Source organism: Mucilaginibacter sp. A3364 (assembly GCF_059690715.1).
Genome location: NZ_JCAWED010000002.1, coordinates 1,183,848 through 1,209,363, shown reverse-complemented (window position 1 = coordinate 1,209,363; position 25,516 = coordinate 1,183,848). Strand labels below are relative to the sequence as shown.

22 protein-coding genes are annotated in these 25,516 nt (G+C 45.8%); 10 read left to right on the top strand and 12 right to left on the bottom strand.

Annotated features, from left to right (window positions below; all coding sequences use genetic code 11):
- On the bottom strand, positions 1-1,500 hold the full coding sequence (locus tag AC59JT_RS17665) for a B12-binding domain-containing radical SAM protein (protein WP_497401453.1): 1,500 nt from the start codon (positions 1,498-1,500) through the stop codon (positions 1-3).
- A gap of 148 nt (positions 1,501-1,648) precedes the next feature.
- Between AC59JT_RS17665 and AC59JT_RS17660 the strand changes: the two genes are divergently transcribed.
- Genes AC59JT_RS17660 through AC59JT_RS17640 form a run of 5 tightly spaced genes read left to right on the top strand, consistent with a single transcriptional unit; the run spans position 1,649 to position 6,515 of the window.
- On the top strand, positions 1,649-2,401 hold the full coding sequence (locus tag AC59JT_RS17660) for a class I SAM-dependent methyltransferase (RefSeq protein WP_497401451.1): 753 nt from the start codon (positions 1,649-1,651) through the stop codon (positions 2,399-2,401).
- The gene (locus AC59JT_RS17655; RefSeq protein WP_497401449.1) at positions 2,388-3,488 is read left to right on the top strand and encodes a hypothetical protein; all 1,101 of its coding nucleotides are present in this window, start codon (positions 2,388-2,390) and stop codon (positions 3,486-3,488) included. The genes AC59JT_RS17660 and AC59JT_RS17655 overlap by 14 nt, the downstream gene beginning before the upstream one ends.
- Positions 3,485-4,489, top strand: coding sequence for a polysaccharide deacetylase family protein (locus tag AC59JT_RS17650; RefSeq protein ID WP_497401447.1), 1,005 nt, complete (start codon positions 3,485-3,487; stop codon positions 4,487-4,489). The genes AC59JT_RS17655 and AC59JT_RS17650 overlap by 4 nt, the downstream gene beginning before the upstream one ends.
- A complete protein-coding gene (locus tag AC59JT_RS17645) occupies positions 4,482-5,417 on the top strand; it encodes a GNAT family N-acetyltransferase (RefSeq protein ID WP_497401444.1) in 936 nt (311 codons plus the stop codon). Before AC59JT_RS17650 ends, AC59JT_RS17645 begins: the two co-directional genes overlap by 8 nt.
- A 3-nt stretch (positions 5,418-5,420) precedes the next feature.
- Positions 5,421-6,515: a glycosyltransferase gene (locus AC59JT_RS17640; RefSeq protein ID WP_497401442.1), complete on the top strand. Its 1,095-nt coding sequence runs from the start codon at positions 5,421-5,423 to the stop codon at positions 6,513-6,515.
- Here AC59JT_RS17640 and AC59JT_RS17635 read toward each other — a convergent pair.
- Positions 6,491-7,570 (bottom strand): glycosyltransferase, encoded by a 1,080-nt coding sequence (locus tag AC59JT_RS17635; protein WP_497401440.1) that lies wholly within the window; start codon positions 7,568-7,570, stop codon positions 6,491-6,493. The genes AC59JT_RS17640 and AC59JT_RS17635 overlap by 25 nt on opposite strands.
- A 310-nt stretch (positions 7,571-7,880) precedes the next feature.
- Here AC59JT_RS17635 and AC59JT_RS17630 point away from each other — a divergent pair, with 310 nt between their 5' ends.
- Complete coding sequence (locus AC59JT_RS17630; protein ID WP_497401438.1) at positions 7,881-8,051, top strand: hypothetical protein; 171 nt, start codon at positions 7,881-7,883, stop codon at positions 8,049-8,051.
- Positions 8,048-8,848 carry an SPFH domain-containing protein gene (locus AC59JT_RS17625; RefSeq protein ID WP_497401436.1) on the top strand — a complete coding sequence of 267 codons (801 nt, stop codon included), beginning with the start codon at positions 8,048-8,050 and terminating at the stop codon, positions 8,846-8,848. The genes AC59JT_RS17630 and AC59JT_RS17625 overlap by 4 nt, the downstream gene beginning before the upstream one ends.
- A gap of 103 nt (positions 8,849-8,951) precedes the next feature.
- On the opposite strand, the gene AC59JT_RS17620 is transcribed toward AC59JT_RS17625, so the two are convergent.
- From AC59JT_RS17620 to AC59JT_RS17585, 8 genes are all read right to left on the bottom strand, one after another.
- Entirely contained in the window at positions 8,952-9,482 is a 531-nt protein-coding gene (locus tag AC59JT_RS17620; protein ID WP_497401434.1) for a hypothetical protein, read from the bottom strand.
- Positions 9,433-9,900, bottom strand: a complete 468-nt coding sequence (locus AC59JT_RS17615) for a hypothetical protein (protein ID WP_497401431.1) — start codon at positions 9,898-9,900, stop codon at positions 9,433-9,435. The genes AC59JT_RS17620 and AC59JT_RS17615 overlap by 50 nt, the downstream gene beginning before the upstream one ends.
- A gap of 213 nt (positions 9,901-10,113) precedes the next feature.
- Positions 10,114-10,350, bottom strand: a complete 237-nt coding sequence (locus tag AC59JT_RS17610) for a hypothetical protein (RefSeq protein WP_497401429.1) — start codon at positions 10,348-10,350, stop codon at positions 10,114-10,116.
- 176 nt (positions 10,351-10,526) lie between these two features.
- Entirely contained in the window at positions 10,527-10,994 is a 468-nt protein-coding gene (locus tag AC59JT_RS17605; protein WP_497401427.1) for a DUF695 domain-containing protein, read from the bottom strand.
- Between the two features lie 10 nt (positions 10,995-11,004).
- On the bottom strand, positions 11,005-11,331 hold the full coding sequence (locus AC59JT_RS17600; RefSeq protein WP_497401425.1) for a hypothetical protein: 327 nt from the start codon (positions 11,329-11,331) through the stop codon (positions 11,005-11,007).
- A 19-nt stretch (positions 11,332-11,350) separates the two neighbouring features.
- Positions 11,351-11,638, bottom strand: a complete 288-nt coding sequence (locus AC59JT_RS17595; RefSeq protein WP_497401423.1) for a hypothetical protein — start codon at positions 11,636-11,638, stop codon at positions 11,351-11,353.
- Positions 11,639-11,644: 6 nt separating this feature from the next.
- On the bottom strand, positions 11,645-14,467 hold the full coding sequence (locus AC59JT_RS17590; protein ID WP_497401421.1) for a hypothetical protein: 2,823 nt from the start codon (positions 14,465-14,467) through the stop codon (positions 11,645-11,647).
- A 30-nt stretch (positions 14,468-14,497) separates the two neighbouring features.
- Positions 14,498-15,766: a glycoside hydrolase family 43 protein gene (locus tag AC59JT_RS17585; protein ID WP_497401419.1), complete on the bottom strand. Its 1,269-nt coding sequence runs from the start codon at positions 15,764-15,766 to the stop codon at positions 14,498-14,500.
- 219 nt (positions 15,767-15,985) lie between these two features.
- Here AC59JT_RS17585 and AC59JT_RS17580 point away from each other — a divergent pair, with 219 nt between their 5' ends.
- Complete coding sequence (locus AC59JT_RS17580; RefSeq protein ID WP_497401417.1) at positions 15,986-17,572, top strand: ABC-F family ATP-binding cassette domain-containing protein; 1,587 nt, start codon at positions 15,986-15,988, stop codon at positions 17,570-17,572.
- A 139-nt stretch (positions 17,573-17,711) separates the two neighbouring features.
- Here AC59JT_RS17580 and AC59JT_RS17575 read toward each other — a convergent pair whose 3' ends face one another.
- Complete coding sequence (locus AC59JT_RS17575) at positions 17,712-18,551, bottom strand: DUF2911 domain-containing protein (protein ID WP_497401415.1); 840 nt, start codon at positions 18,549-18,551, stop codon at positions 17,712-17,714.
- 37 nt (positions 18,552-18,588) lie between these two features.
- The gene (locus tag AC59JT_RS17570) at positions 18,589-20,478 is read right to left on the bottom strand and encodes a hypothetical protein (protein ID WP_497401413.1); all 1,890 of its coding nucleotides are present in this window, start codon (positions 20,476-20,478) and stop codon (positions 18,589-18,591) included.
- A gap of 78 nt (positions 20,479-20,556) precedes the next feature.
- Between AC59JT_RS17570 and AC59JT_RS17565 the strand changes: the two genes are divergently transcribed.
- Positions 20,557-21,171: an HAD family hydrolase gene (locus tag AC59JT_RS17565; RefSeq protein WP_497401411.1), complete on the top strand. Its 615-nt coding sequence runs from the start codon at positions 20,557-20,559 to the stop codon at positions 21,169-21,171.
- Between the two features lie 302 nt (positions 21,172-21,473).
- The gene (locus AC59JT_RS17560; protein WP_497401408.1) at positions 21,474-25,466 is read left to right on the top strand and encodes a hybrid sensor histidine kinase/response regulator transcription factor; all 3,993 of its coding nucleotides are present in this window, start codon (positions 21,474-21,476) and stop codon (positions 25,464-25,466) included.
- The last annotated feature ends 50 nt before the right edge of the window (positions 25,467-25,516 follow it).

Sequence of the window (25,516 nt, the reverse complement as noted above, 5' to 3'; positions counted from 1 at the left end):
TTAAAAACCTTGTATCTCGGGCTGGCGGTATTTCCAAACTTTTTGCAACAGTTTGATCTCGTACGGGTATTGATATACGTTTACTTTATAGCGTAAATTGGCCACCATTTTTATGGCCGCGCGCTTGATCTGGTTCATCCTGATGTCGGTAACTGTTGGGTACACGCCATTAAGCACCGTTTCAAAATTCCTGATCTTATCAATCATCTCGCCGGTAAGCCATGGGGTGAGCGGGTTTTTGCGCAGGTCGAAATTTTCCCAGGCGGGGCTAATCCAGTCCTCCAGTTTTTGCGGGTATTTAAAGCCCGCGTCCATTACCTGTTTAAACAATTCAGAGCCTTCGGTAGGTACCGGGCTATAGGTGTACAGCACAATTTCGGTGCGTGGGTTTACGTGTTTTATCTGCTTAATAAAATCTATCTCAAAATCTATCTGCGCCTGCACCTGCTGCGGCGTAGGGGCCGGGGTACCCAGCACAAAAGAGTACTCGGGTATAATGTCAAATTTCTTTAGTCTTTCCGCAAAGCGGATGATCTGCTCGCCGGTTTGGGTACCGCCTTTGTCCAGTTGCTCCAGTATGGAATTGTTGCCACTCTCGGCACCGAAGAAAATGATCTTACAACCACCCGCGCGGATAGCAGCCAGCGATTCATCGCTGAATTTATCCATGGTATCAATACGCGCCATTCCCCACCACGACATTTTTTCGGGTGCTATCAGCTTCGCGAATTCAACGGTACGTTTTTCGGAAACGAAGAAATTATTATCGTGAAACTCTATCGCGTCGGCACCCCATTTATCCTTAATATATTTTACATCGTTATAAACCGTCAGGGCCGATTTGGCTTTCCACCGTGCCTCAAAAATGGGCACCACCGCGCAAAACGAACAGGTGAACGGGCAACCAATGCTGGAATGATAGGCCAGCGTTTTTTCGCCTAAATAAGTTTTACCCAGGTATTTCTGCATAGGGTAAAAATTGGTCAGCTTATCATACGGTAGCGGCGGCAGGGTATCCTGCTCCATCAGATCCTCTTTAGGGTTTTTCAGGATATCGCCATTGGCTTTGTAGATGAGGTTTTTGATCAGCTCATAAGGCGTATCGTTTTCCAGCGCGTTTACCAATGCCGGGAAAGCATGATCGCCAGCACCATTGATTATAAAGTCAACATAGCCCGAATCCAGCACCACTTTGGATTGTGTTGACGGAAAATATCCGCCCCAAACAATATATACATCAGGGAACTTCGCTTTAACCGCTTTTGATACCGGGATGGCCTGCCTTAACTGCGGCCCCGGCATTACCGTAATGCCCAGGTATTTGATAGTGCCCTGAGCCAGGTATTCTTCAATTTTTGCTAACGGATCTTCCTCGCAATTGCCATCAACAATTACCCAATCATACTTGCCTTCAACAGACGCGGCAATGCTTAAAATAGAATTGGGCACACGGTGCTTGGCAATGGCACTTTTGGGGTTGAAGAGCAGAATTTTATTCATTGGTTAAGTGGTTGATAGCATCGGCCTACATAAAACATTACGCCCCCGTTTTTGCAAAGGTTGCCCACCCGGCTAAATAAAAATGGCGGGCAACCTTTGGGTTTCACAGGTCGTATTTTGATGTAGATGTACCCTTAAAACCTGTACCATGCTCAGCGCCTTAAAAAACATCATCGGCAAAAATATTTTCCATCCGGCAGTAGCCGAAAAAGGATCGGTAGAGGCTTACGACCTGTGGGCCGACAACTACGATGCCCAGCCCGGCAACCTGATGCTGGACATGGACGAAGTTGTGTTTACCAAGCTGCTTACGGGCCTTGATATTACGGGCAAAAGCGTAGCTGATATTGGCTGCGGCACGGGCAGGCACTGGGCCAAAATGCTGCGCAGAGACCCGGGAAGTTTAACCGGGTTTGATGTATCTGCCGGGATGCTGACTCGCCTGAAACAAAAGTTTCCCGACGCGCATACGTACTGGATAACTGACGATCGCTTCGCGGATATACCTGACGCGACTTATGATGCCATTGTATCAACCCTCACCGTGGCGCACATTGAAAATATTGCCGAAAGCCTGCAGGTTTGGAGCCGGATATTAAAGCCACAAGGCGATATCATTATTACTGATTTTCATCCCAACGCGCTGGCCTTTGGCGGCAAGCGTACGTTTACACATAACAAGCATTCCATCGCCATTAAAAACTTTGTGCATTATGTGTATGATATTGAGGAGATACTACTGCACTATGGCTTTAAGGTGGTTAACAGCATAGAGCGCGAGGTGGACGATTCGGTAAAACATTATTACGAAGCCAAAAAAGCCTTACCTGTTTTTGAAAAATTTAAAGGATCGCGCATTATTTACGGTATCCATTTACGCCGGGCTTATGATACTGAATAATGTGCAAACAATACACGGCAGCGGCCCGGTTAATGTGAGGGTGGGCAAAGGCGGGCTGGTACCGCTAACCGGCGCCGTTGCCGATACTTTACAGCTTGATTTTAACAACGCCCTGGCCTTCCCCGGCCTGGTTAACTGGCATGATCATTTGGATTTTAACCTTTTCCCCCAACTGGGCGATAAGATCTATAACAACTACACCGAATGGGGCGACTACATTCACGAACATTACAAAACCGAAATTGCCGCAGTATTAAAAGTACCATTGGCCCTGCGCGTAAACTGGGGCATTTTTAAAAACCTGCTTTGCGGCGTTACCACGGTGGTAAACCATGGCGAATACCTACCGGTTAGCAACGCGCCTATCAACGTGGAGCAGGAGCGCAGCATCCATTCCGTGCAATTTGAAAAGCGCTGGAAAATGAAACTTAACAATCCTTTTAAAAAGCCGGGGGCGATAGTGATCCACGTGGGCGAGGGCAGCGACGAACAATCGCACCGCGAAATTGACGAGCTGCTAAACTGGAACTTTTTAAATAAAAAACTGATAGGTGTACACGGCGTTGCCATGACACCCAGCCAGGCCCGCCGTTTTGAGGCCCTGGTTTGGTGCCCCGAATCGAACTATTTTTTGCTGAACAAAACCGCGCCGGCACATCACCTTAAAAAGTACACCAATATCCTGTTCGGCACCGACTCCACCCTTACCGGCAACTGGAACATTTGGGACCATATACGCCTGGCCCGCAAAACCAATATGCTTACCGATGAGGAGCTGTATCAATCCCTGCAGCAGCATGCCAACAATGGTTCGGCAGTGGTAACTCGTAAACGCGCCTGGCAAAGCACCGGAGAATCGTTTTTTGCTACCGAGCCCTCGGATATTTTGCTAATAGCCCATAACCATAAAATTATTTTGTTTGATGAGGAACTGCTTAAACAGGTAACCCATTTAAACCTCAGCAAATACAGCAGGATCAGCATAAACGGAGCGGATAAATATGTGCTGGGTAACCTGCCCCAGTTAATGCAGCAAATAAAAAGTTATTACCCGCAGGCGGTGTTCCCGGTTAGTATTAGCGCATGAGTTTGGCAGGCAAAATACAGGCAAAAGCGCGCCGCGAATTTACCCATATGCGCCGCAGCACCGGGCATGTTTTGGGCTTGAGCGACTCATTTTTCAAAAGCGCCCGCGGGTGCCGGATACTGGTATATCATGGTATTTGTAAGCGGGAGCATACGCGCTTTAGTCCGATTTATTTATTGGAAGAAACTTTTGAAGCGCACCTAAAACTTTATAAAAAATACTGCAATGTGGTAACGTTGGGCGATGTGTATGCTGGCAGGCTTAGTGGCGACAGGTTTAATATTTGCCTTACGTTTGATGATGGGCTGGCTAATAACTACACTTACGTTTTACCCTTGCTGGAAAAATATAAAATGCCGGCTACGTTCTTTGTTACCGGCATTACCTCGGTTGGCGGCGATATTTTATGGAACCATTTTATGAGTATTGCGGGCAGTTTCGGACCGGAGCAGATCAGCCATAAAAACATTATTTACACCTTAGATAAACACAGGCAATACCGTTCGGCAGATGGTGAGGCGTTGAAGCAGGTACTGCGTCGCACCGGCTTCGCTGAGAAAGCCGAAGTGATGGCGAAGCTTGAAAAACAAGCCCCCTTCAAAACCGACGAACAGCTATGCGATTACTGGCTGCAAATGACACCACAGCAAATAAAAAGTCTATCTGAATCACCTTACTCAACCGTAGGCGCCCACGGCCTATACCACAACGACCTGGTAAACCTCAGCGAAGCCGATGCTTTTAATGAACTCCAACAAAGTAAAAGCTATTTAGAGGGCATTACCGGCAAAACAATTAACAGCTTTGCATTTCCCTACGGCAGTTATAACAAAACGGTTGTTCAACTGACTAAGCAAGCTGGTTATACCCAATTGCCCATTATGGATTTTTATAAGTTGGAAGATTCCAACGATCAAACCCTGCGCGAACGCTTTACGGTAAACCCCTACATATCGCCCGTAAACCAGTTATACGCCACCATAAACCGCCACTATGAATAACGGTATTTCCATACAGCGCCTAAGCAGTGATAACATTGACGATATGGCTGTTTTGTATCGTCAGGTTTACGGTCGGTCACGGTCGGTCGATTACTTTTTAGACAAACATGATACCGCTTATACCGGGGCGCAGTATATCGGTTACTTTGCCTATCATAACAAAAAACCTGTGGCCTACTATGGCGTTATGCCTACCTGGCTGCAATACCAGGGCGATAAAATACTGGCGGCCCAATGCGGCGATGTGATGACGCATGCCCAATACCGCAGGTACGGTTTATATACCGCGCTGGGCCTGCTTACGCAACAGCTTTGTATGGAGGCGGGGATAAAACTTATTTTTAGCTTCCCAAACCAAAACGCGCACCCGGCTTCGGTGGGTAAGTTAAGCTCGAAAGCTTTGCATGCTTTGCAAAGATTTACTATTGATTTTGGCGGAAATTTGCTTTTGGCTAAGCTGGCGCGAAGGTCTTTCGTGCTGGATTTGTTGTACAAAAGCTACCAAAAGTATATCCTCAAAAATTACCTGAACCCGGCTTTGGGAATCGTTAACCCTGCGTTGAAACACGGTGCCGATGGCGTGTTTCGGGATAAGGATTATTTGAATTATAAACGGTATTCAGATACGATGGTGATCAATATTGGCCGGGCTGTTATCTGGCTAAAAATTAATCAGGATCTATTTATTGGTGATATGGATTGTCCCGCGGACGCTTTCAAGAATGTAATGGATGAGCTCGTTCAGCTGACCCGCAGGCTTGGGGTACGGCAGATCCATTTTCAAACCAGCCCCGACACTACCGCCTATAAAATGTTCGAACAACTTTACCGGGCCGAGCCGTCTTTCCCGGTTATCATCAATACCCTGGGTAATGACATAGACACCCAAAACCTGAAATTCACTTTTGCCGATATTGATATTTTTTAAGCTATGCGATTTGTTTTTACCAGTTATGTTGTAACGCCGGCCTTTAACAATCCCGAGGCATGGTTAACCCGCATACGGGCCTATAAAGGCATACTGGAAGCGCTCAGCACAAACCACGAGGTGATCAGCATTGAGCAGATAAATTACCAGGGCGATTACGAATACAACGGTGTTACCTACTACTTTAAACGCTTTGGGCATAACAACAAATTCCCGTTAAGGCAGCACCGTTTTATTAAAAGCCTGAAGCCCGATGTGGTTTTTGTGCAGAGCCTGCATTTCCCTTTGCAGGTTATTCAGTTACGGTTGCTGCTGGGTTGGAACGTAAAGATCATCATCCAAAATCATGCGGAAAAACCATTCAGCGGTTTAAAGCGGCTGGCCCTTTGCCAGGCGGATAAACTGACCAATGCCTACCTGTTTGCTTCCAAACCCATGGGGCTTGATTGGGTGGCGAAAGGTAATTTATCCACCCCTTCAAAAGTTCACGAGGTGATGGAGGTTTCATCGGTATTTTACCCGGTGGATAAGACTGCGGCAAGGCAGGCTACCGGCGTTACAGGGGATGTTATTTACTTATGGGTTGGCAGGTTAAATGATAACAAGGACCCGCTGAATGTGGTCAGGGCATTTCTGCGTTTTGCTGCTATTGAACCGGGCGCACGATTATACATGATCTATCAAACTACCGAACTATTACCACAGATACAGGAACTATTGCACAACAGCCCCGGTGGCCACGCTGTGATACTGATAGGCCAACTTCCCAACCCCGAACTGCTCTCTTGGTTTAACAGTGCTGATTTCATGCTATCGGGCTCGCATTACGAGGGGAGCGGGTCGGCGGTTTGCCAGGCGATGTCATGCGGGTGTGTGCCTGTGGTTACGGATATACAGTCGTTCAGGATGATAACGGATGATGGGCGATGCGGGCTGCTTTATCCACCGGGGGATGAGGACGCTTTGTTAGCTACCCTGGTAAAATCTTTACATCTTGATCAGCCGAAGACGCGGGAAAAGGTTTTAAACTACTTTCATACCACCCTCTCCTTCCAGGCCATCGCCCAAAAAATTCAGACCATCGTTTCTACTTGCTGACCGAATAACTGCATTATTTTATGCGCGTTATCGCTTACCGTGTATGGCAGTACGCTTTGATAATTTTCCTGCTCATTCAAAAGCCTGGCGGCCTGTTGGTACATCTTATCCCCATCGGATGCAATATGCCAGTTCATAATATCAGCCTCCATAGGTTTTACAAAGCTGATAAGTTTGGCACCGGCATATAGCGCCTCCAAACACACCAGGCCGAAGCCCTCATAGTTTGAGGTGTGCAGGAAAATTTTACTGCGCTGCATCAATCCTAATACTTCATCGTGCGGTACTTCGCCTAGCAGGGTAATGTTATTTTGCAGGTTAAGGCTATTGATCTGCCGCTGCAGATTTTGCATTTCAACGCCCTCGCCGCAGATTACGGTTTTGAGTTGGGGGTGGTCTTTTACCAGCTGGCCTACTACTTCTATAAAGATATGATACTGCTTCAACGGGATCAGCGACCCGGCCCCCATGATATCAATATCCCTTGGGCCGTCGGCATTTTTAAACAGGGAAACATCTATCGCCCCCGGCACTACCTGCTGCGGGCTTATGCCATAATTCCGCTCAAACTCTTTCCGGATAAAATCCGACAGGGCTATCAGCTCCTCTGCCTGCGGCTTTACGCGGGGTACGTAACGGTTACCGGGTTTGGCATCCTGGCCCAGCAGCCAGCAGTAATGTTTGAGAGCATGCTTGCGGGCAAAACGGCTGCCTACCAGCGCGCATTCGCCGAGCCAGAAACTGAGCAGACCCATCACCTCATACTGTTTGTGCAACTGCTTCAGCTGCCACCAAACCCTGAACCAGGTAAGCGCCCTGAAACCCTTGCCCCAGCCTTTGCCGCCTATGGCCCGCACTTCAACACCTTTCCATTCGTAAATGGCGGGGGTGAAGGGATATTGAAACGCGATAACCACCACATGCACATCCGGATAGGTTTCCTTCAGCACTTTCACAAATATCTGGCGGGGAGGTACGCAGGTGGAGTCGGCTTCGTTGGCGGGGAAACCGGGGGTTAAAATGATGAGGGCTTTGCGCCTAGCGGTTTTGGGCATAAAATTTTGATCTCATAAACCCATACGTAACGCCAACGGGCGGCGTTGCCCCATAACGCAAAGATAGGGCGCAGTGTAGCGCTGTATGCGTAGCACGCTACACCGCTACACCAGGTGTAGCGGCGCTACAGCTCTATTTACCAGGCGTTTGTGTTTTTTGGTGGCAGTGTTTTGTCAATATCGGGATTATTCCCGGTTGCGTTACCTGGGGCATTGTAACAATCACTTGGTCATCGTATCTAAATCCTGTAAAGGCTTACATAGCTCATCGCATATTTATGTTATATTGGCTGTAGCCATACACAAGCTTATGAAACAACCCGGCTTTATCATTGCATTACTGTTAGGTACGCTGGCTTTCGCCTATGGTGCCTGGTACTCGTTTACCTTTGTGGCGCCGGCTTTGGCCTGGGGCATTATAGCGGCTTACGTACTTTTGCTTATTTATTTACCTTATAACAAGATCACCAAAAACAAATGAAAAAACTGATTGGCGTAGCCGTGGCCCTATTGGCTGTTGGCGCACTTACCATTGCCAGCTGTAACCGGGTTGAACCCAATTACGAAGGCGTTTTAATGACCAACTACGGCCGCAACGGTAAAAGCGATTTTACCCGCGTTACCGGCAGCCAAAACACTTTATGGTTTGGTACGTCATTGTACCAGGTGCCTATGTATGCCCTTAACGGCAACCCTGACGCTATTACCGTAACCGCCCGCGATGGCGGTGTATTCACCGTAGACCCGCAATACACCTACCAGGCCAAGCGCGACAGCGGTATCAACATCATCTTCAACTATAAATACCTGGGCTTAAAAGGTATGCTGGATGATGACGACCTGAACAATATTGAAAGCAGCGTACTAAACCCGCTGGTGCTTAACGCCTACCGCGAAGAGGCCCGCAACTTTGCTACCGACAGCCTGCTAACCAGCATTAACCTGTTTGAAAACAACGTAGAGGAACGCCTTAAACGCCAGTTTGCCGCCAAATATTTTGACATTACGGCGCTTACTTCGGGCCTTAAACCACCGGCCAGCATGAGCGAGAACATTGAGAAGATGAACAACGCCAAGGTAGAGACCCAAACCGTTAAAAACGAACTGGCAACCGCCAAAATGCTGCAGGAAAAAGCCCTGATAGACGCCAAAACCAACGAGATCAAATCGCGCGGTTTTACCAAGGAGATTTTGGCCGAAAAATGGATAGACGCCATAAAAACCAGCCAAAACCGGATAATTATTACCGATGGTAAAACGCCTATAATGCTTAACTAAAATTATAAAAGCCCCGAAAGGGGCTTTGTTGTTTATGGTGCCAGCGCTGTAGTCGCAGACTACAGGCATAGTCGTCCGAAGTCACAGACTTCGGACAGCGTAATTAATATCTGGTTTTATACAGAGGCATAATTATTGGCTTTAAGTTAAAGGTCAGTTTTGAAAACATTTGACCATTAAATTTCATATAGTTCTCTGCTAGTTCAGAAGGTTCTTCAAAAGAGTTTGCACACTCATCTTTGAAATAAATATAAAATAGGGGAATAATTATTCCGCAGTCCTTTAGGTTGTGTTGGTTTACAACTTGCGCTAATAGCGATAAGTCGAGTTTGTCCTTAATCTCTGTAAATTGCGCTTTGAAGAGTGCGGGCGCACTATCAGAAACCATAATATTCCCTAAGCCACCAGTTTTAGTCACTTCAATAACTAAATTGGCATAAGTGGGTACACATGCCTCTTTGAGTGCTTTGGGATACCAAAGTGTTCTCGAAAAATGCTTTTGAAAGGCCGAATATTCACTTTGTGCCAGCGCCTTTTTAATCGGCAAACTGATAAAAAATAGAAATAGTAAATAGTAGAGTGTTCTATTTACAACGTTCACCTTTGTTTCCATTTGGCTTTTTATATCTTTCATTGATTCTTAAAATTTCATTTGCTCTATCTGGGTCATCTCTCACCATATCTTTCCATTCATCTGTTTCGGATAATAAGTAGGAACTTCTACTGTTATCATAACTACCATAAGTTTTTTTAGTTGTACCGTTAACAAAGGCAGATTTTAGATTGGCTGACGCATGCACAGGCATTTCCATAACATCCTGCCCCAGGCGTTCATAAGTTCTGTTTTGCGCCCAATCAGGTTTCACACTTTGACTCAAATCAGGATTGACAGCCACACCGTTGCTGTTAACCTGTAACGGTTTGTTAATGGCGTTTTTTGGATAAGTGGCTTCGTACCATTGCTTAGCCTCATTAATTACAGGGTCATTTACAGCAAGCGGTTCGTTAATATCGTGCTTTTTACAGGCGTTGTAAACTGCAACAAGGCACAATAGGGTTAGGGGAATAAGTCTTTTAAATAAAGACCTCGGTTTAGGTTCATGAGTTTAATAAGATCAGGTTGTTTTAATACACAATAATAAATACGCTAAACGAATATGTCGCTGACCTATTCGTCAGAATTTTGTGTCGCCGTATTCAGGCAACAGATTAGGCAGCGGACCATATGGGAGACGCAAAATATTGCTTCTCTACAAATGCGCTCTTCACACAGCAATACTCAAATCATCCAGATAGGGCACTACAAACATGGTATGCTCAAACGCGCGGAAATGGGTAAGCTGATGATAACGCTCATCGAAGAAGGCTTCAACATAAAAATTATTCACGTTATATAGCCTGATGTAGTGGTGACCGTCTACTCGGTCGGCCAGGAAGGTGGCAGCTAAAACCAGGTCAGTTTTCTGGGTATGGCTTAGCGTATTAAATTGATCGGAGTTCATAGGCTCATTTGTATTATTCACTCATAATGAATACTATACAAAGGCTGTGCCTTAGCTGAATAAAGTTTTCCACCCCGGCTTAGTTATTAACCGTTCCGCTGTAAATTAATGCCACGCCTTTGCTATTGATAAGACCAACAAAGGGTAAGACAAATATCGAACTGTGTTAAATCGATCTATTCGATAAATGCAGATACCGACTCCCAATTATCGTCCCTGTTCACATACAGGTCAAGCGGCCTTTTAGCATTTATCTCATCAAAAAAAGCTTTAGTTGAATTTTGATCAAAGTTGGGATGATTGAGGTAATAAAATATATCGCGGAAACCTGGCCTTATTACTCTGCCCACAAAATGGACAACATGGTCTTTTTTCAGGAATTGGGTTATTTGATCTTCAAGGTCATTTAATACTTCAGCCTCTTCTGATGTGGGATGCCCGTTTTCGTTTTTATCTCTTACTTCAAGTAAGATCTGTGCGCACCAGGGAAACTTTTTTTTATGGAGATAATCGTCATACGCCTTATTTATACTGGCAAACGCCAGGCCGCCCTCAACCTCCAATTTAAGGATACTAAAGTTCTCACCCGGATAGGTAGTTTCAATCGGGCTTTCAACCCTTTTTTTTAATAACTTTCTAAACACAGCTTTCCATTTATTTAATCAGTAGTTTAACAGTATCAGCTTTAATGCCCGGTCCGTACATAGTTGTATCTGATAAGATCATTATAAGTGAATCTTTTGTAAAAGATCTCACCTCATTTAAATAATTATGCTCATAAGCTTTTATAGTTGTTTCGCTATTATCACTATGCACTTTTCTAACCTGTATAACTTCGTTAGCTGTAGCCCCAACCCCCACATAATAAAATTTAACAGTCTTATCGCCCATACGCAACGTTTTAATAAGTCGCTCGTCCTTGTCGTGTAAATTACATGCCCATAGCACGGTAAGCAATATATAAATGGGCAACTTTTTCATTGATGACCTTATAGCTACACTACCGTAAAAACTCTATCACCAAAGCTTCCCACTCTTCATCCAACGACACATCGGGGCGTTTTTTGCGGGCGCGATTGTACCAGTAGTCGGCGTTCCAGATGTCGCCTTCTTTGCGGTGCAGGTAGGCATGTATCCAGGCGGAGGGCTGATCATTTAGCTGGTCAACTTCGGCATGGGCGCGGTTCCAGTTGCCTTTACCATCGTACCAAAGGCTTTTAAGCTGTACAGACAGGGTACTATCGGGATGGTCGTTATTTAATGATGCTTTAAATGCTGTTAAATTCATAATGTATTAATTAGCCAAGGGCTTAACCGCTATTTTACTTCGGCGGTGGCCTATGTTTCCGTTCAGGTCGGTGCCCTCCACAAGCACTGTATAATTGGCCGGTTTATCAGCCGTGTAAAAGCTAATAGTTGCCTTACCCATGGTATCGGTAACCACATGCGGCTGCCAGTATACGGTCGATCGCAGATCGGTGCCCATAGCCAGGTTCCTGTTTTTTACCGTGTATTTTGGGCTGTAAAACTGTTTAGGCAGGGTAATGGGTATCGGCTTATATAAATAAGTACCCGCCGATCGCCTCATGTAGGGGCCGGCACCCGAGCGGGTGGTAATTTCAATAAACGTAAACTGTGGCGGAAACGTAATAGGCTGGCCCGTACTATCGGTAGTTACATAATAGCTCCCATAGCGCGAGGCTGCCCCAAGGTTGGTTAACACCTCGATACCTTTAATGTCTTCGGCAGTAAAATAGTCGGTATTGCTTTTCAGGAAGGAATACCTGTCGGGATCACGCGTGGGGCCAATGCCGTTGCCATCAAACAAACTGTTAAGCGGCATGCCATCTATTACAAAATACACCAACCTTCTGTCAACAATAAAGCTCGAAAAGAAAGGCTTGGCAAACGGACTAAGCGCCCCCAGCCCCTGCAACTGAAAGCTTTTCACCTTTTTTTGCAACAGTTCGGTCAGCGTCATTTTACCGGCTTTTAGTATTTCGGCTTCGTCAATAACCTGGTCACCGGCGCCCGGCTCAACCAGGTGTTTAGAGTCTTTAACAACCTTTCTCTCTTTAATCACCACTTCCTTCAAACGGTTACCTTCGCCGCGGAAACTGGATTCGGCGTTTTGCTGGCTTAGTTTGGTAGCACTGTTGTTCAACAATAAAGTATCGCTGTTAACATACCATGGCGTAGGCACCGCTTTAGGCAGCATAAATACAGGCGATTTAAACTCGTTCAGCATCTCAATGGTGTAGCTGGTTTTATTTTTTTTGTTGTGCGATGTAAGTTTAAACGCGGCCGTATCTACCGGCATAAAACCTTTAAAGGTAAATATGCCGTCCTTCCCCGTCAGGGTATCCAATATCATCGACGGTTTTTTTGAAAACAGTACCACGTTTGAGTTTTCAACCGGTTTACCAAACAGGCCTGTTACTTTTCCCTGTACCATAAACTCGGGTTCGGCAATAAATTTGATGGGGGCGGGCTTAGGGTCAAAAAGCTTTTTAACATCATAGCCAACCCAGCCCTGGGTAAGCATCAGGTTATCCAGTTCGGTAGTTTTAGCGGGCGATGTAAAGTAATAGCCAGGCTCGTCAACATCACCCTTTAGGGCCGATGTAAACAGTAAGTTGCTCACCATATTACTGCCCAGGGTATCGGTTTTAACCTGGTCGTCATCGGTAACCGCTACAGAAAACGTGCCCTGTACGGGTTTGCCATCTTTATCTTTTACATCAAGCGTCAGGGCCACGCTATCGCGCATAGCGTAAACAGGTTTAGCCGCGTTAACATTTACCTGCAGGTTATCATTATGGTTGACAAAAACCTGGCGCTCGTTTAAGGCGGTCCCTGCTGTATTAAACAAAGTGAAACGCGTTATCCCGGTAGGAAATAATGATGTTGCGATGGTGTTGCTAAATGACCGCCCGCTTATCATACTCACGCTTTGTGCATAACACACCACCTCGCGCGACTGGCTGATCAAATAATACAGCGCTGCAGGCAGTTGCCCGCCAACCATACTTATCGTAATGGTAACCGAATCGGCACCTTTGGGGCTTATGCGCAAGGCCGTACCCGCCGCGCTAACCGCAGGCAAGGCATAACCTTTAACCTGGCCACCGGGCAACAAAGCCTGCGCGGTATAAACGGCGCCGGCCTGCGGGGTAAACTCAAAGCTGCCCATGCCTTTATGTATAGATTTAAAAGCAGCAACCTCCTGCCCTTTGTTGTATATTTTACCGCTTATGTTAACGGCTTTACCATCTTCGCCAATAGCTTTAAAGCCTACGCGGGTTTTAATACCGGCCAGCAGGTTTCCGCCTTCGGGCATAAATTGTAGGTCGGTGTTCTCAGGCCGGTTTATATTTACGGGCACGATGAGTTTGGTAGTATCGGCGCCCTTGCCTTTTTGTGCCACCTGTATAGCCAGGTTACTAACGGCCACTTTATCTGCCAGGTCAAAGCTTAAACTTACCGTGCCATCCATGGCAGTCATCACCTTCTGGCGGTCGATGGTTCGGCGGCCGTTCATGATGCGCAGCTGCATATCTTTCAGGCGCAGATCATTATTATCCATCGCCGTAAACTTTAGCTTGCCCTGCACTATGTTTTTACCCTTCACACTATCCAGCTTAAAGGCAGCCTGTACCAGTGTCGAATTCTCTAAGGCAGATACATACAGGTTTTGCTTAAAAACATAATCCTCGCCAAAATTGCGCATCCAGTTGGTGTAAGCGCGCAGGGTGTAGCCCCCTTCAGATATCTCATCTTCGGCAAAGGAAATATCGCCTGCGGCAAGGCCCGCATAAACGGGCACCATAATGCGTTTTATTGCCCGGCCATATTCATTATCCAGTTCCACATACAACAAACCGCTGCGGGTGGATGGGGTAAAGTAATCGGCATTCAACACGTAGGCTTTAAAATGCAGCGTATCGCCCAGGGTATAGTAGGGCTTATCGGTATGCACATAAACCTTTTCAATGGGCAGCCTGTCGCGCATTTGGTTAAAGGCGGCTATGGTAGCTTTAAGGCTGTTATCGGTTTGCGCAAACGCCGTTGTACTAAACAGGCAAAGCGCAACTACTAATTTTTTACAGTTTTTCATTGGTAGATGATTTACTGTGAACGTTTACTGTTACTTGGTATTCGGATACGCGGCCAGCAAAGCTTTAGCCTCGGCCTGCGTTAGTTTTGATACGCTGCCGTGGCGCGCATCGGGCGGCATGCTGATGTCGGTCTCTATCTTCCAGTTCAACAAGTCGGGCGATGAGGAGATGCCGTATTTATCAACCATCGGGTAATCATACAATAACAACCAGCCGTTTTTAGTTGGGTCGGGCATTACGCTGGGACCTTCGGTTATGGTTGGGGCTATCTGGCCTTTGTTTAGCGGGCCTTCGTAAATGGTATAAGGTCCTTCAATATTTTTTGCTGTCGCTACGCGGATGCCACGGCGTTCGCCGTACTGTGCGCCAAACATTTCTTCTTTATGTACCAGGTAATAGGTGCCGTTGTGCTTGGTCATGGTACCATCAATAACCGAGTATGGCGGCGCAAACATGACTTTAGCAGGCGTAAAAGTTTTCCAGTCGGTAGTTTTGCTGTACCATAGGCGGCTTTTTTTCCAGCCCGCATCCTCAAATGTCGACGACCAAAATACGGTATACTCTTTGGTAGCATCGTCATAAAAAAACTCGGGCGCCCAAATATTGCGTACCAGGTTACCGTTCTCATCTTTTACATCGCGCATAGGTTGCGGCGATGCTTCGGTGCGCCAGGTAAGCAGGTCGTTTGAGGTACAGTATAACATGGTCGGGCCATTTTTACGGTCGTCAGGGTTAACAGCACGGCCGCCGGTACCCACCAAACGCCAGGTACCATCAACACCACGGTGCAGGAAAGGATCGCGCATGCGCTGGCTCCAGATGGGTTTATTATCATTTAACGACGTCCAGTGGCGGCCATCGGTTGATAGGGCAATGTGTAGCTGGGCCACCAGCATTGGGTCGGGCAGTTGCACTTCTACGGTTTCGCCTTTTTCGTTTATCTCGATACGTGTTGGGTAACGCTGGCGGAAATACGTTAACAGCCATACCTCGGGCTCGCGTTTTTGTTCCGGTTTGGTTGTGGTTGTGGCCGTTGCGCGTGAGCCCCCCGCTCCCCTTTGCTCCACGTTAGGAGGTTGGGTACTTGGTCCGCTTAGCGTGCTTACGCCTACAGGTGTGCCGGGGTCATTGGCCTTCCGCTCTACCACCATGGTACCACCGGGACCAACCTTAGCGCGTTGAATGGTAGTTATGACCGTTTGGGTTTGCGCGTTTGCCACTTGCAAACAGGTAATGCTTAATAATGCTATGGGGGCCAGCAAGGCTTTGCCGGATAGTTTTGGCAGGGTAAATTTCATACTGTAGTATTTAGGTATTTATGGGTGTGTGAATATAGTGCTTATTCACCTCAAAACCATGCGCAAACGGGTAAAAACCGTGTGACGGTGGCATTAAAAACATTTGTTATCTTTGCTCCGTCATCAAAACACCGTTGTATGTGATCAATAATTTCTTTCAGGAACAATAAACGCAGGCCTTAGGGCTATTGCAATTATTCATTTTCAAAAAAAGAAATTATGCTTACACTGCACGATGTTACTTACATACATCCCAACCGGGATATGCTTTTTGCTGATCTAAACTTCAGTATAAACAAAAACGATAAAACAGCTTTAATTGGCAATAATGGCACGGGCAAATCAACCCTGCTTAAACTAGTCGCGGGTATTTTACAGCCTGCCGCGGGACAGATCAAAACGGCCGAAAAACCATACTATGTGCCACAGCACTTCGGCCAGTTTAACCGACAAACGGTAGCCAAAGCTTTGGGCGTAGCCGATAAACTGCTGGCCCTTACGCAGATTTTAGCGGGCGACGTTACCGAAACCAACATGGCTACACTGGATGACGACTGGACCATTGAAGAACGCTGCGCAGAAGCCTTTTCCCAGTGGGGCCTGCAAAACATTGGCCTGCATCAGCAAATGGACCGGCTAAGCGGCGGGCAGAAAACCAAAGTTTTCCTGGCGGGAACTGCCATTCACCGCGCGCAATTGGTGCTGATGGACGAACCCAGTAATCACCTCGATACTGAAGGCCGGGAGAAGCTGTACAACTACATAGCCCAAAGCAACCACACGCTGTTGGTGGTGAGCCATGACCGCGCTTTATTAAACCGTTTAAATATGGTTTACGAGTTAAGCCCGCACGGCATTACCGTTTATGGCGGTAATTACAACTTTTACACCGAACAAAAACAAATAGCCGCAGATGCTTTACTGCGCGATACGAACAATAAGGAAAAAGCACTGCGCAAAGCCAAAGAAGTTGAGCGCGAAACCATGGAACGCCAACAGCGCCTGGATGCCCGCGGCAAAAAGAAACAGGAGAAAGCCGGCATACCAACCATTATGCTAAACACCTTGCGCAACAATGCCGAGCGAAGCACTGCCCGGGTTAAAGGCATGCACACCGATAAAATAAACGGCATTGCAGGCGAGCTTAGTCAACTGCGCAAACAGCAACCCGATATTGATAAAATGAAGATGGGGTTTGACAACTCAAACACACGTAGAGGGAAACTATTAATAAAAGCAAATGATATAACATTTAACTATGGCAACATGCCCCTATGGGAAGAACCGTTTAATTTATCCATAAGCGTAGGTGAGCGCTTAGCCATCACAGGCAGTAATGGCTCCGGCAAAACCACCCTGATCAGGTTGCTGCTGGGCAGGTTTGACCCTACCGCAGGCAGCATTTATCGCGCCGATGGCAGGACAATTTATATTGATCAGGATTACTCACTGATTGACGATAAACTGTGCGTATATGAACAGGCGCAGGCCTTTAATACTGGCGCTTTGCAAGAGCATGACATCAAAATACGCCTTAACCGCTTTTTATTTGATAAGAACGATTGGGACAAACCCTGCCACGCCCTGAGCGGCGGCGAAAAAATGCGCCTTACACTTTGCGCGCTTACCATTGGCACCCATGCGCCGGATATGATCATATTAGATGAACCAACTAACAACCTAGATGTTCAAAACACCGAAATACTAACCGCAGCTGTGAATGATTATGCCGGGGCACTGGTGGTGGTATCGCATGATGAGGTGTTTTTGGAGGAAATAAATATCGAGCGGGCTATTCAGCTTTAATGAAGCTTGGAATTTTTTACCCATACAGTCACAGCAGGGTCTCTCGGAGAGGGCCCTGCGCCAGGTGAACGTAATCTGCCCAACGCAGGGTCCTCTACGAGAGACCCTGGTAATACGGTAATATGTATCGTTAACGAAATTACTTCAACCCGTTCAGCAACCCTGTTGCCATTTTCACATAATCATCATTCTTCGCTTCGGTTGCTAGCGCGATGGTTTTTTCGGCGTTAGCTTTGGCGCCGGCTTTATCACCTGCTTTTTGATAGATGCGGGCTTTCAGTAAAAACATATAAAACGCTTTGGCATTGGCAGGGTCGGCAGTGGCTTTGTCTATCCATTCTTTGGCTTTGGCCAGGTCCTTACCATTTTCAAAATAGTATTGCGCGGCAGGATAGTACGGGCGGGTGTCTTTATTAAACACATCGTTTATCTGCTTCATCACAATAGCATCGGTGTTAATGGTGATAGGCAGGGTCACCATGCTGTTTTCCCAAGCCAGTTGCACATCGCAGCTGTTGTTGGTAAAGTTGGCAAAGTTGATGGTAAAGCTTTCAACCTTGTTAGCCAGTTTGGTTACAGGGGCTTGTACGCGTACCGCGTCATTAGCCTGTTTGTATAGGTTCGGGTCGTTTACGTTAACATCTTTAGTGATGATAAGCGTCCACTCGGTAGCGCCGGGGATGCTTAGCAAACCGTATTTACCGGCTTTAATTAAGGCGCCGCCGATAGTTACATCATCGCTAAACTGCAGTGTGGTAGCCTGGTTGGCACCGGTGCGCCATACTTTACCATAAGGAGCAAGATCAGCACCCAGTTTACGGCCTTTAAGGCCCGGGCGACTGTAACTTAACTCAATACTGCCAACACTAAAGTTTTGCTTAATAGTTTGTGTTGGCGATGGTTGCGGCGTGGCAATGTTTTGGGCGTTTGAGGCCAGTGTAGCCGTTATTAAAAATGCGGCCAGTAAAAAACGTTTCATATGGGTGTAGTTATAATTTGGTGGCAAAATTAGTTAATCAACGCGCTGCTTGCGCATTATTGTTTTTTAAATAAATACGGTAAAGCTCAAAAAATTGTGGAGCGGTAAGCAGTTCTATGTTCGGGTCTATCTTTTTCAATTCGGCCACTACCTGTACATACCAACTCGGGCTTTTTAAAATATTACGAAACCAGTGAAATGGTATTTTGCGCTGCTGTACACGGGCATAAATAGCACGGGCGGCTTCGGCAGGGTTGCCCTGGTTTATATCCGCGTCGGCACGTAAAACGGGCATATTGCCGTGCAGGGCTGTCAAAGGTGCTTTTTGTGGGATGATGCCGTTGGGGCTAAAGCTTGCGTAAGCATCCAGGCCTTTGGCGTTAAGCCCGGGGGCTTGTCCGTCAATAATAAAACCGGTAATGCTTAGTCCCCATTGTTTGTAGTAGGGTTTGTTATGCGCCGCCCAGGCATTCACCGCGTCGGGCAGGTTTGATATAGGGCGTGGGGCCTGCAACATGCCGGGCATTAAATAGCCGGCGCCATTATCCGCGGCAGCAAAATAATCATTGGCGGTTGCAGATGCACGCTGATACTCCAAAGCCATAGGCACGCGTTGCGCCAGCACCGGGCTTATGCTCCACATCATGGGCACTTTCCCGCGGTCGGGACTATCCCAAAGGGTAGGCGTGGTTTGCGCCACCCATGATGAGGCATCATAATCGCCCACATATAAAACAATAAAATTGCGGCCTTTGTAATCTATCTGCCCATCGGGCTTCAGGTAGCCTTGCTGTTGTAGCTGCTCATGCGTTATCCAATCCTGCTTATAGGTTTTTTTAAGTGGATAATGCTGCCAGAAGGATGCATTAGCCAAGGCACCATATCCAATAGCATCAGCATCTTTAAAAGCGTTATAGGCACTTATGGTGCGCGAGTATTCCCACTCGGTTTCCACGTCCTCGTGTTTGCCTTTGGCATGTTTGGTGTATTTAAAAGCCCAGGGCGGGAAGCCGCCTAGGTAACAAAAGTCCTTCCCTTTATTTCGATTATAGGCGGTTAGCAGGATCTCTTTCAACGTATTCAGATCGGTACCTTTCTGCTGACCGGGATCATCCGTTGCCGGCTCATCGCTCCAGGGGCTCAGGTCAAAGAAAAATCCTCGTTTACTGATGAAAAAATCGTGGTTACTTAAGGTATGATGATTGCGAACCGTGCGCGTAGGGTTAGCCATCCATTCCTGGTCGATGTAGTAAGCGCCGTATTTGGTATTGCATCTACCGGTCTTCAGGTATCGTTCTAAAAACCACAAATAAGCATCATTTTTTGGCGATCCGGTGGATGCGCGGTTGGTGCCGGGGATGGTGCCTACACCAGTAAATATTGAAGAACCATCACCATTGATCAAACTTACTTTAACGGGTATTTTGGGTCCGCCGTTTATAATTTGCGAGTAGAGACTTTGCGGGGATGGGTCATACCTAACGGCGATCAGATCATCAACCCCGGCTACAGACGAGGCCACATTGCTTGTCGCCGCCACTTTAGGATCGTAAACCACAGCACCTTTAATTTGCTTGCGGTAGGCGTTTACCACTTCGGCTACGCTTTTGTAAACAATGGTATCGCGCTTGCTTAACCATTTACCCGGCGCACGGTATTTGTTCCACCAGTAACGGTCAACATCCACATTGCCGTTCTGTACAAAAAAGGTGTACAGGCATGGCTTTTTACGGTTAACTATACCTTGCAGGGATGATATAAGATGCACGTCATCCCAGGCTGTTTTTACACCTTGCGACGTGTTGGCATCGGTTTTAAGCGTATAGTCCAGGTCATATATTCCTATGGCATTGGTTTGCGCCATTGCTTTATCGGCACAAATAAAAATTGCGAATAGGGCTAACAGGCTCAAATATGGCGCGCGCATGTTATTTAAATTGGTACAAAGTGCTAATATTGGCTAATTGCTTTTATATATCAAGCAATTTATAATTTTACCACCCTTATGTCGGCAAATCAAACCCTTAAATACAAGCAACTGGTTAAACTGAGTGAAGGCCCTTACGAGGCTTTTTTATATGATTGCGACGGCACGCTTGCCGATAATATGCAGGCGCATACCGATACCTATATAAAAGTAGCAGCCGACAAAGGCGTTGTAATAACCGGCGAAATTATTGATGAACTGGCAGGCTGGCCCATACGGGATGTGGTGGTGGAGATCAACAAGCGCTTCGGCAGTGATTTTGACCCTGATGAGTTTAACGACCTTAAAGCAAAACTATATCATACCGAATATATTAAACACATTAAACCGGTTGAGTTTGTGGTTAAGCATTTGATAGACCATGCCGGTAAAGTAAAAATAGGTGTGGTATCCGGCGGAAGCCGCGAAGCAATATCGCAAACGCTGGAAATATTAGGCATTGCCCACTTGGTTGAAGTACTGGTTTGCGCCGGCGACACTCCAAAAGGCAAACCTTACCCCGACCCATTTTTGGCTGCGGCAGAAAAATTAGGCATAGCCCCCGGTGATTGTTTAGTGTTTGAAGATGGCGCCCCCGGCGTGGCAGCAGCCAAAGCAGCAGGCATGGCATGGATACGGGTTGATCAGATCTGATCAACCTCCGTTTTACCCTAATTTTATAACCTGTATCATATAAACCGACGCTATTTAACACATTTTCACCTGCAATTACAACCAATACTTTTTTATTGCCCGGCAAGGTGGTTTATTATCTAATAAATCGTTTTTAAGTTTAACTTAATCGTTTAAACAACGCAGAGCCTGTAAAATAGTACCACATTTACGAAATCGATTGAGATTGAAAAGAACGGCGATTTAACACTTTTTTGGGGTTATAGCTTGTAGAAGCTATTTCTTTTTTAGTACATTGCTTTGTAAACCAAATAATACTTTTCTTGAAAAACCTATACGTGATACCGATATTGGTGCTTTTTATGTGCAATTGTGCCCTGGCGCAGCCGTACTATTTTAAGCACTACCAGGTGGAGGATGGCTTGTCATACAACACAGTATTTTGCAGTTTGCAGGATAGCAAGGGCTTTATGTGGTTTGGCACACGCGATGGCCTTAACCGTTTTGATGGCTCCAATTTTAAGGTATTTAAAAACGAGCGAAATAACCCCTATTCTATCGGCAGTAATTTTATTTCTTCGCTTTGCGAGGATACTAAGGGCCGTATCTGGGTTGGCGCAGACAGGGGTTTATACAGTTACGACCTGAACAGCGAGCGGTTTACCCTGGTTAAAGCTACTGCTGGTAAGGATGTACGTTTTTTAAATAAAGACAGTAAAGGCAACCTTTGGTTTTGCATTAACCGCCTGTTAAACCGCTACAACACCATTACACACAAGTTCACCACTTTTAATATTGATAACAATTTAGAGATTACCAACCTAACCACTACCCCTGATGATGGTATCTGGGTATCTACTGATGATGGCACCATCCGCAAGTTTCATTCCGAAAACAATACTTACAGCAGTTTTGACGTATTTGCAAAATCGCCGAGGGCTACCTCAAAACATATCGAGCGTATATACTACGCCGGTGATGATAAATTATTAATAGGCACAACCTACCAGGGCGTAAAGCTTTTTGATATTAAAACCCGTACCTATACCGATATTATTGCCTACAATACTGATAAAACCGAGATCTTTGCGCGGGACTTTTTAACCATAGGCAACGAGTATTGGATAGCTACCGAGTCGGGCATATTTATTTATAATACCGCTACAAAAAAGATAACCCATATTCAAAAACAGTACAATAATTTTTACTCGATATCCGACAATGCTGTTTATACGCTTTATAAAGATAAACAGGATGGCATATGGGCAGGCACTTACTTTGGCGGGGTAAATTTTTATTCATCACAAAACTCAATTTTCGAAAAGTTTTTCCCGGGCTGTTCGCCTAACTCGGTAAAAGGGAACGTGATCTCCAACTTTTGCCCGGATAAAAACGGCAATATCTGGATAGGTACTGAAGATGCCGGCGTAAACAAGTTTGACCCTAAAACGGGCTTATTTTACAGCTACACGCCCGATGGCACCAAAGGCAGCATGGCCTACAGTAATATACATGGCCTGGTAACACGTGGCAATGAGTTATGGATGGGTACCTTTCAGCACGGTATTGATGTGATGGACATTAACACAGGCAAGGTAATACGGCATTACGGAAAGGGTAACAAACCCGGCGATCTGAAAGATAATTTTGTTAATGCGTTATATCAAGACCCCAATGGCAATTTATTTGTGGGTACCGCGCGTGGCCTGTTCAAATACCTGCCTGCTACAGATAATTTTGAGGACACAGGCATCACCGCATGGTATACTTTTATTAATGATATTACGCAAGATTCGTACGGTGTAATGTGGGTAGGCACCCTTAACGATGGCCTGTATTATTACAACACCAAAACAAAAGAAAAAGGCCATTACCTGCACAAGGAAGCCAACGTTAACGGGCTAAGCAGCAATACCATTACCAGCACCTTTGAGGATAGCGACAGAAACCTTTGGTTCACTACCGAAAACGGGGGTATGCTGCAGTTTCAGCGTGCATCGTCAACATTTAAAAAGTTTACGCAAAGCGGATTGAAGGATAAGTACCTGTACCGCATACTGGAGGACCAGCAAAAAAACTTTTGGATAACAACATCAAAAGGGCTGGTATGCTTTAACCGAATGACTAACGAAACTTCGGTTTATACCCGTGCAAATGGTTTGCTGAGTGATCAGTTTAATTATTCGTCATCATTTAAAGATAGCTCGGGCCACCTGTATTTTGGTTCGGTTAAAGGTTTTATACGTTTTGACCCATCTAAGCTTGATAATAACAATTTATTGCCCCCGGTATATATAACCAGTTTCCAGGTTGATAATAAGGATGTTGAAATTGGCGGAGAAGATGGCCCGCTAAATAACTCTATCATTAATGCCAAGCAAATAACTTTACAGCCTAATCAATCATCGTTTAGTGTTGATTATGCCGCTTTAAGTTATGATGCGCCCAAAATGCTATCATACGCCTACAAACTGGAAGAGCTGGATAAAGAGTGGAATTACCTACCGGTTAAGCGTCGTATTTATTTCACTAAATTGCCCCCGGGTACTTATACTTTTAAAGTTAAGGCCGGCTACGGCACAGGCGAGGCAAGCGCGCAGGATGCTCAATTAACGATAACGGTTTTGCCGCCGCTGTATGCAAGCGTGGGGGCCTATATTATTTACACTCTGCTTATCGCTTTAGCGGTGTTCTTCTTTGTGCAGTATTACCATAATTTTCTGCAAAAGAAAACGCGCAGGAAAATGTCGCTCCTGCAATCAGAAAAAGAAAAGGAGATATATGAGGCTAAGATTGAATTTTTCACCCACATAACGCATGAAATACGCACGCCGTTAACACTTATACAAGGCCCGCTTGAAAAAGCTAAAGGTTCGGCCGATCTGACCTACGTACACAACAACCTTAACCTGGTATCAAAAAACACCACCCGACTGCTTGACCTGGTTGACCAGTTGCTTGACTTTAGGCGTACCGAGGTTAACGGCTTTAGTTTAAATTTCAGCAAAACAAACGTATCGGCTGCCGTTAACAATATTTACTTATTGTTTAAAGACACCGCTGAGCATAAACAACTAAGCTACCGGCTTGAAGTGCCCGATGATGATGTTTTTGCTTACGTTGATGCCGAAGCACTAAACAAAATATTGAGCAACCTGCTAAGCAACGCACTAAAATATGCCGATAGCAAAATAGCTATGAAGTTTTTCATAGATGCGTCCGGCCGTGATTTTGTTTTTGAGATTGTTAACGACGGGCACATTATACCACCAAATCGCCGGGATAAAATATTTGAAGCATTTTATCGCCTGGAAGAAAACAACAACAAATCGGGCACGGGTATTGGCCTGCCGCTGGCCCGTTCGCTGGCCGAGCTGCATAACGGTGTTTTAGAATTGGATACCGCCAATAGCATGCTTAATACCTTTAGGTTAGTTATACCAATACACCAGGAAATGGAATTTGACCTTGATTTTGCCGAGCGCGCTAAAGAAGAGGAGGAACAGGAAAACCAGGCCGCTAATACAGTTGAGGATACTAAGCTTACGGTGTTATTGGTTGAGGACCATAAAGACATATTGGATTTTATTGCCGTTGACCTAACCGACAAATACACCATACTTAAAGCATCAAATGGCAAAGAAGCTTTAAAAATATTGGGCAAAAGCATAGTGCACCTTATTGTAAGCGATGTAATGATGCCCGTGATGGATGGCTTTGAGCTATGCAAAACTGTAAAAGGCGACATTAATTATAGCCATATACCTGTTATTTTGCTAACGGCTAAAAACTCGGTTAAAGCAAAGCTTGAGGGCCTTGAACTGGGCGCCGACGCTTACATCGCCAAACCCTTCTCGCCAGAGCACCTGGGCCTTGAAATATTTAACCTATTGCGTAACCGCGACCTGGTTAAAAACTATTATGCCAACTCGCCTTTGATACACTTAAAAAGTGTGGCGCACTCTAAGGCTGATGAAAGCTTCCTGCAAAAGCTAAACGACCTGATAAATTTAAACCTGGCCAATACCGATTTTGATTTGGACGACATGGCTAATTACATGAACATCAGCCGCCCGACACTGTTCAGAAAAATTAAGGCCATTGCTAACCTTAGCCCTAATGATCTGATCAACGTTACGCGCCTTAAAAAAGCGGCAGAACTTATTGCCGAGGGTAACCATAAAATTTACGAGGTGGCCGAGATCGTTGGCTTTAGTCAATCATCCGTATTTACACGGGCCTTCCATAAACAATTTGGTATGCCACCGTCTGAGTATGCTAACGCGAATAAAGTTTCAAAGCAACCATCAGCATAAAACAAAAAAGCCTGTCGCAATTAAATACGACAGGCTTTTTTATTTACGGG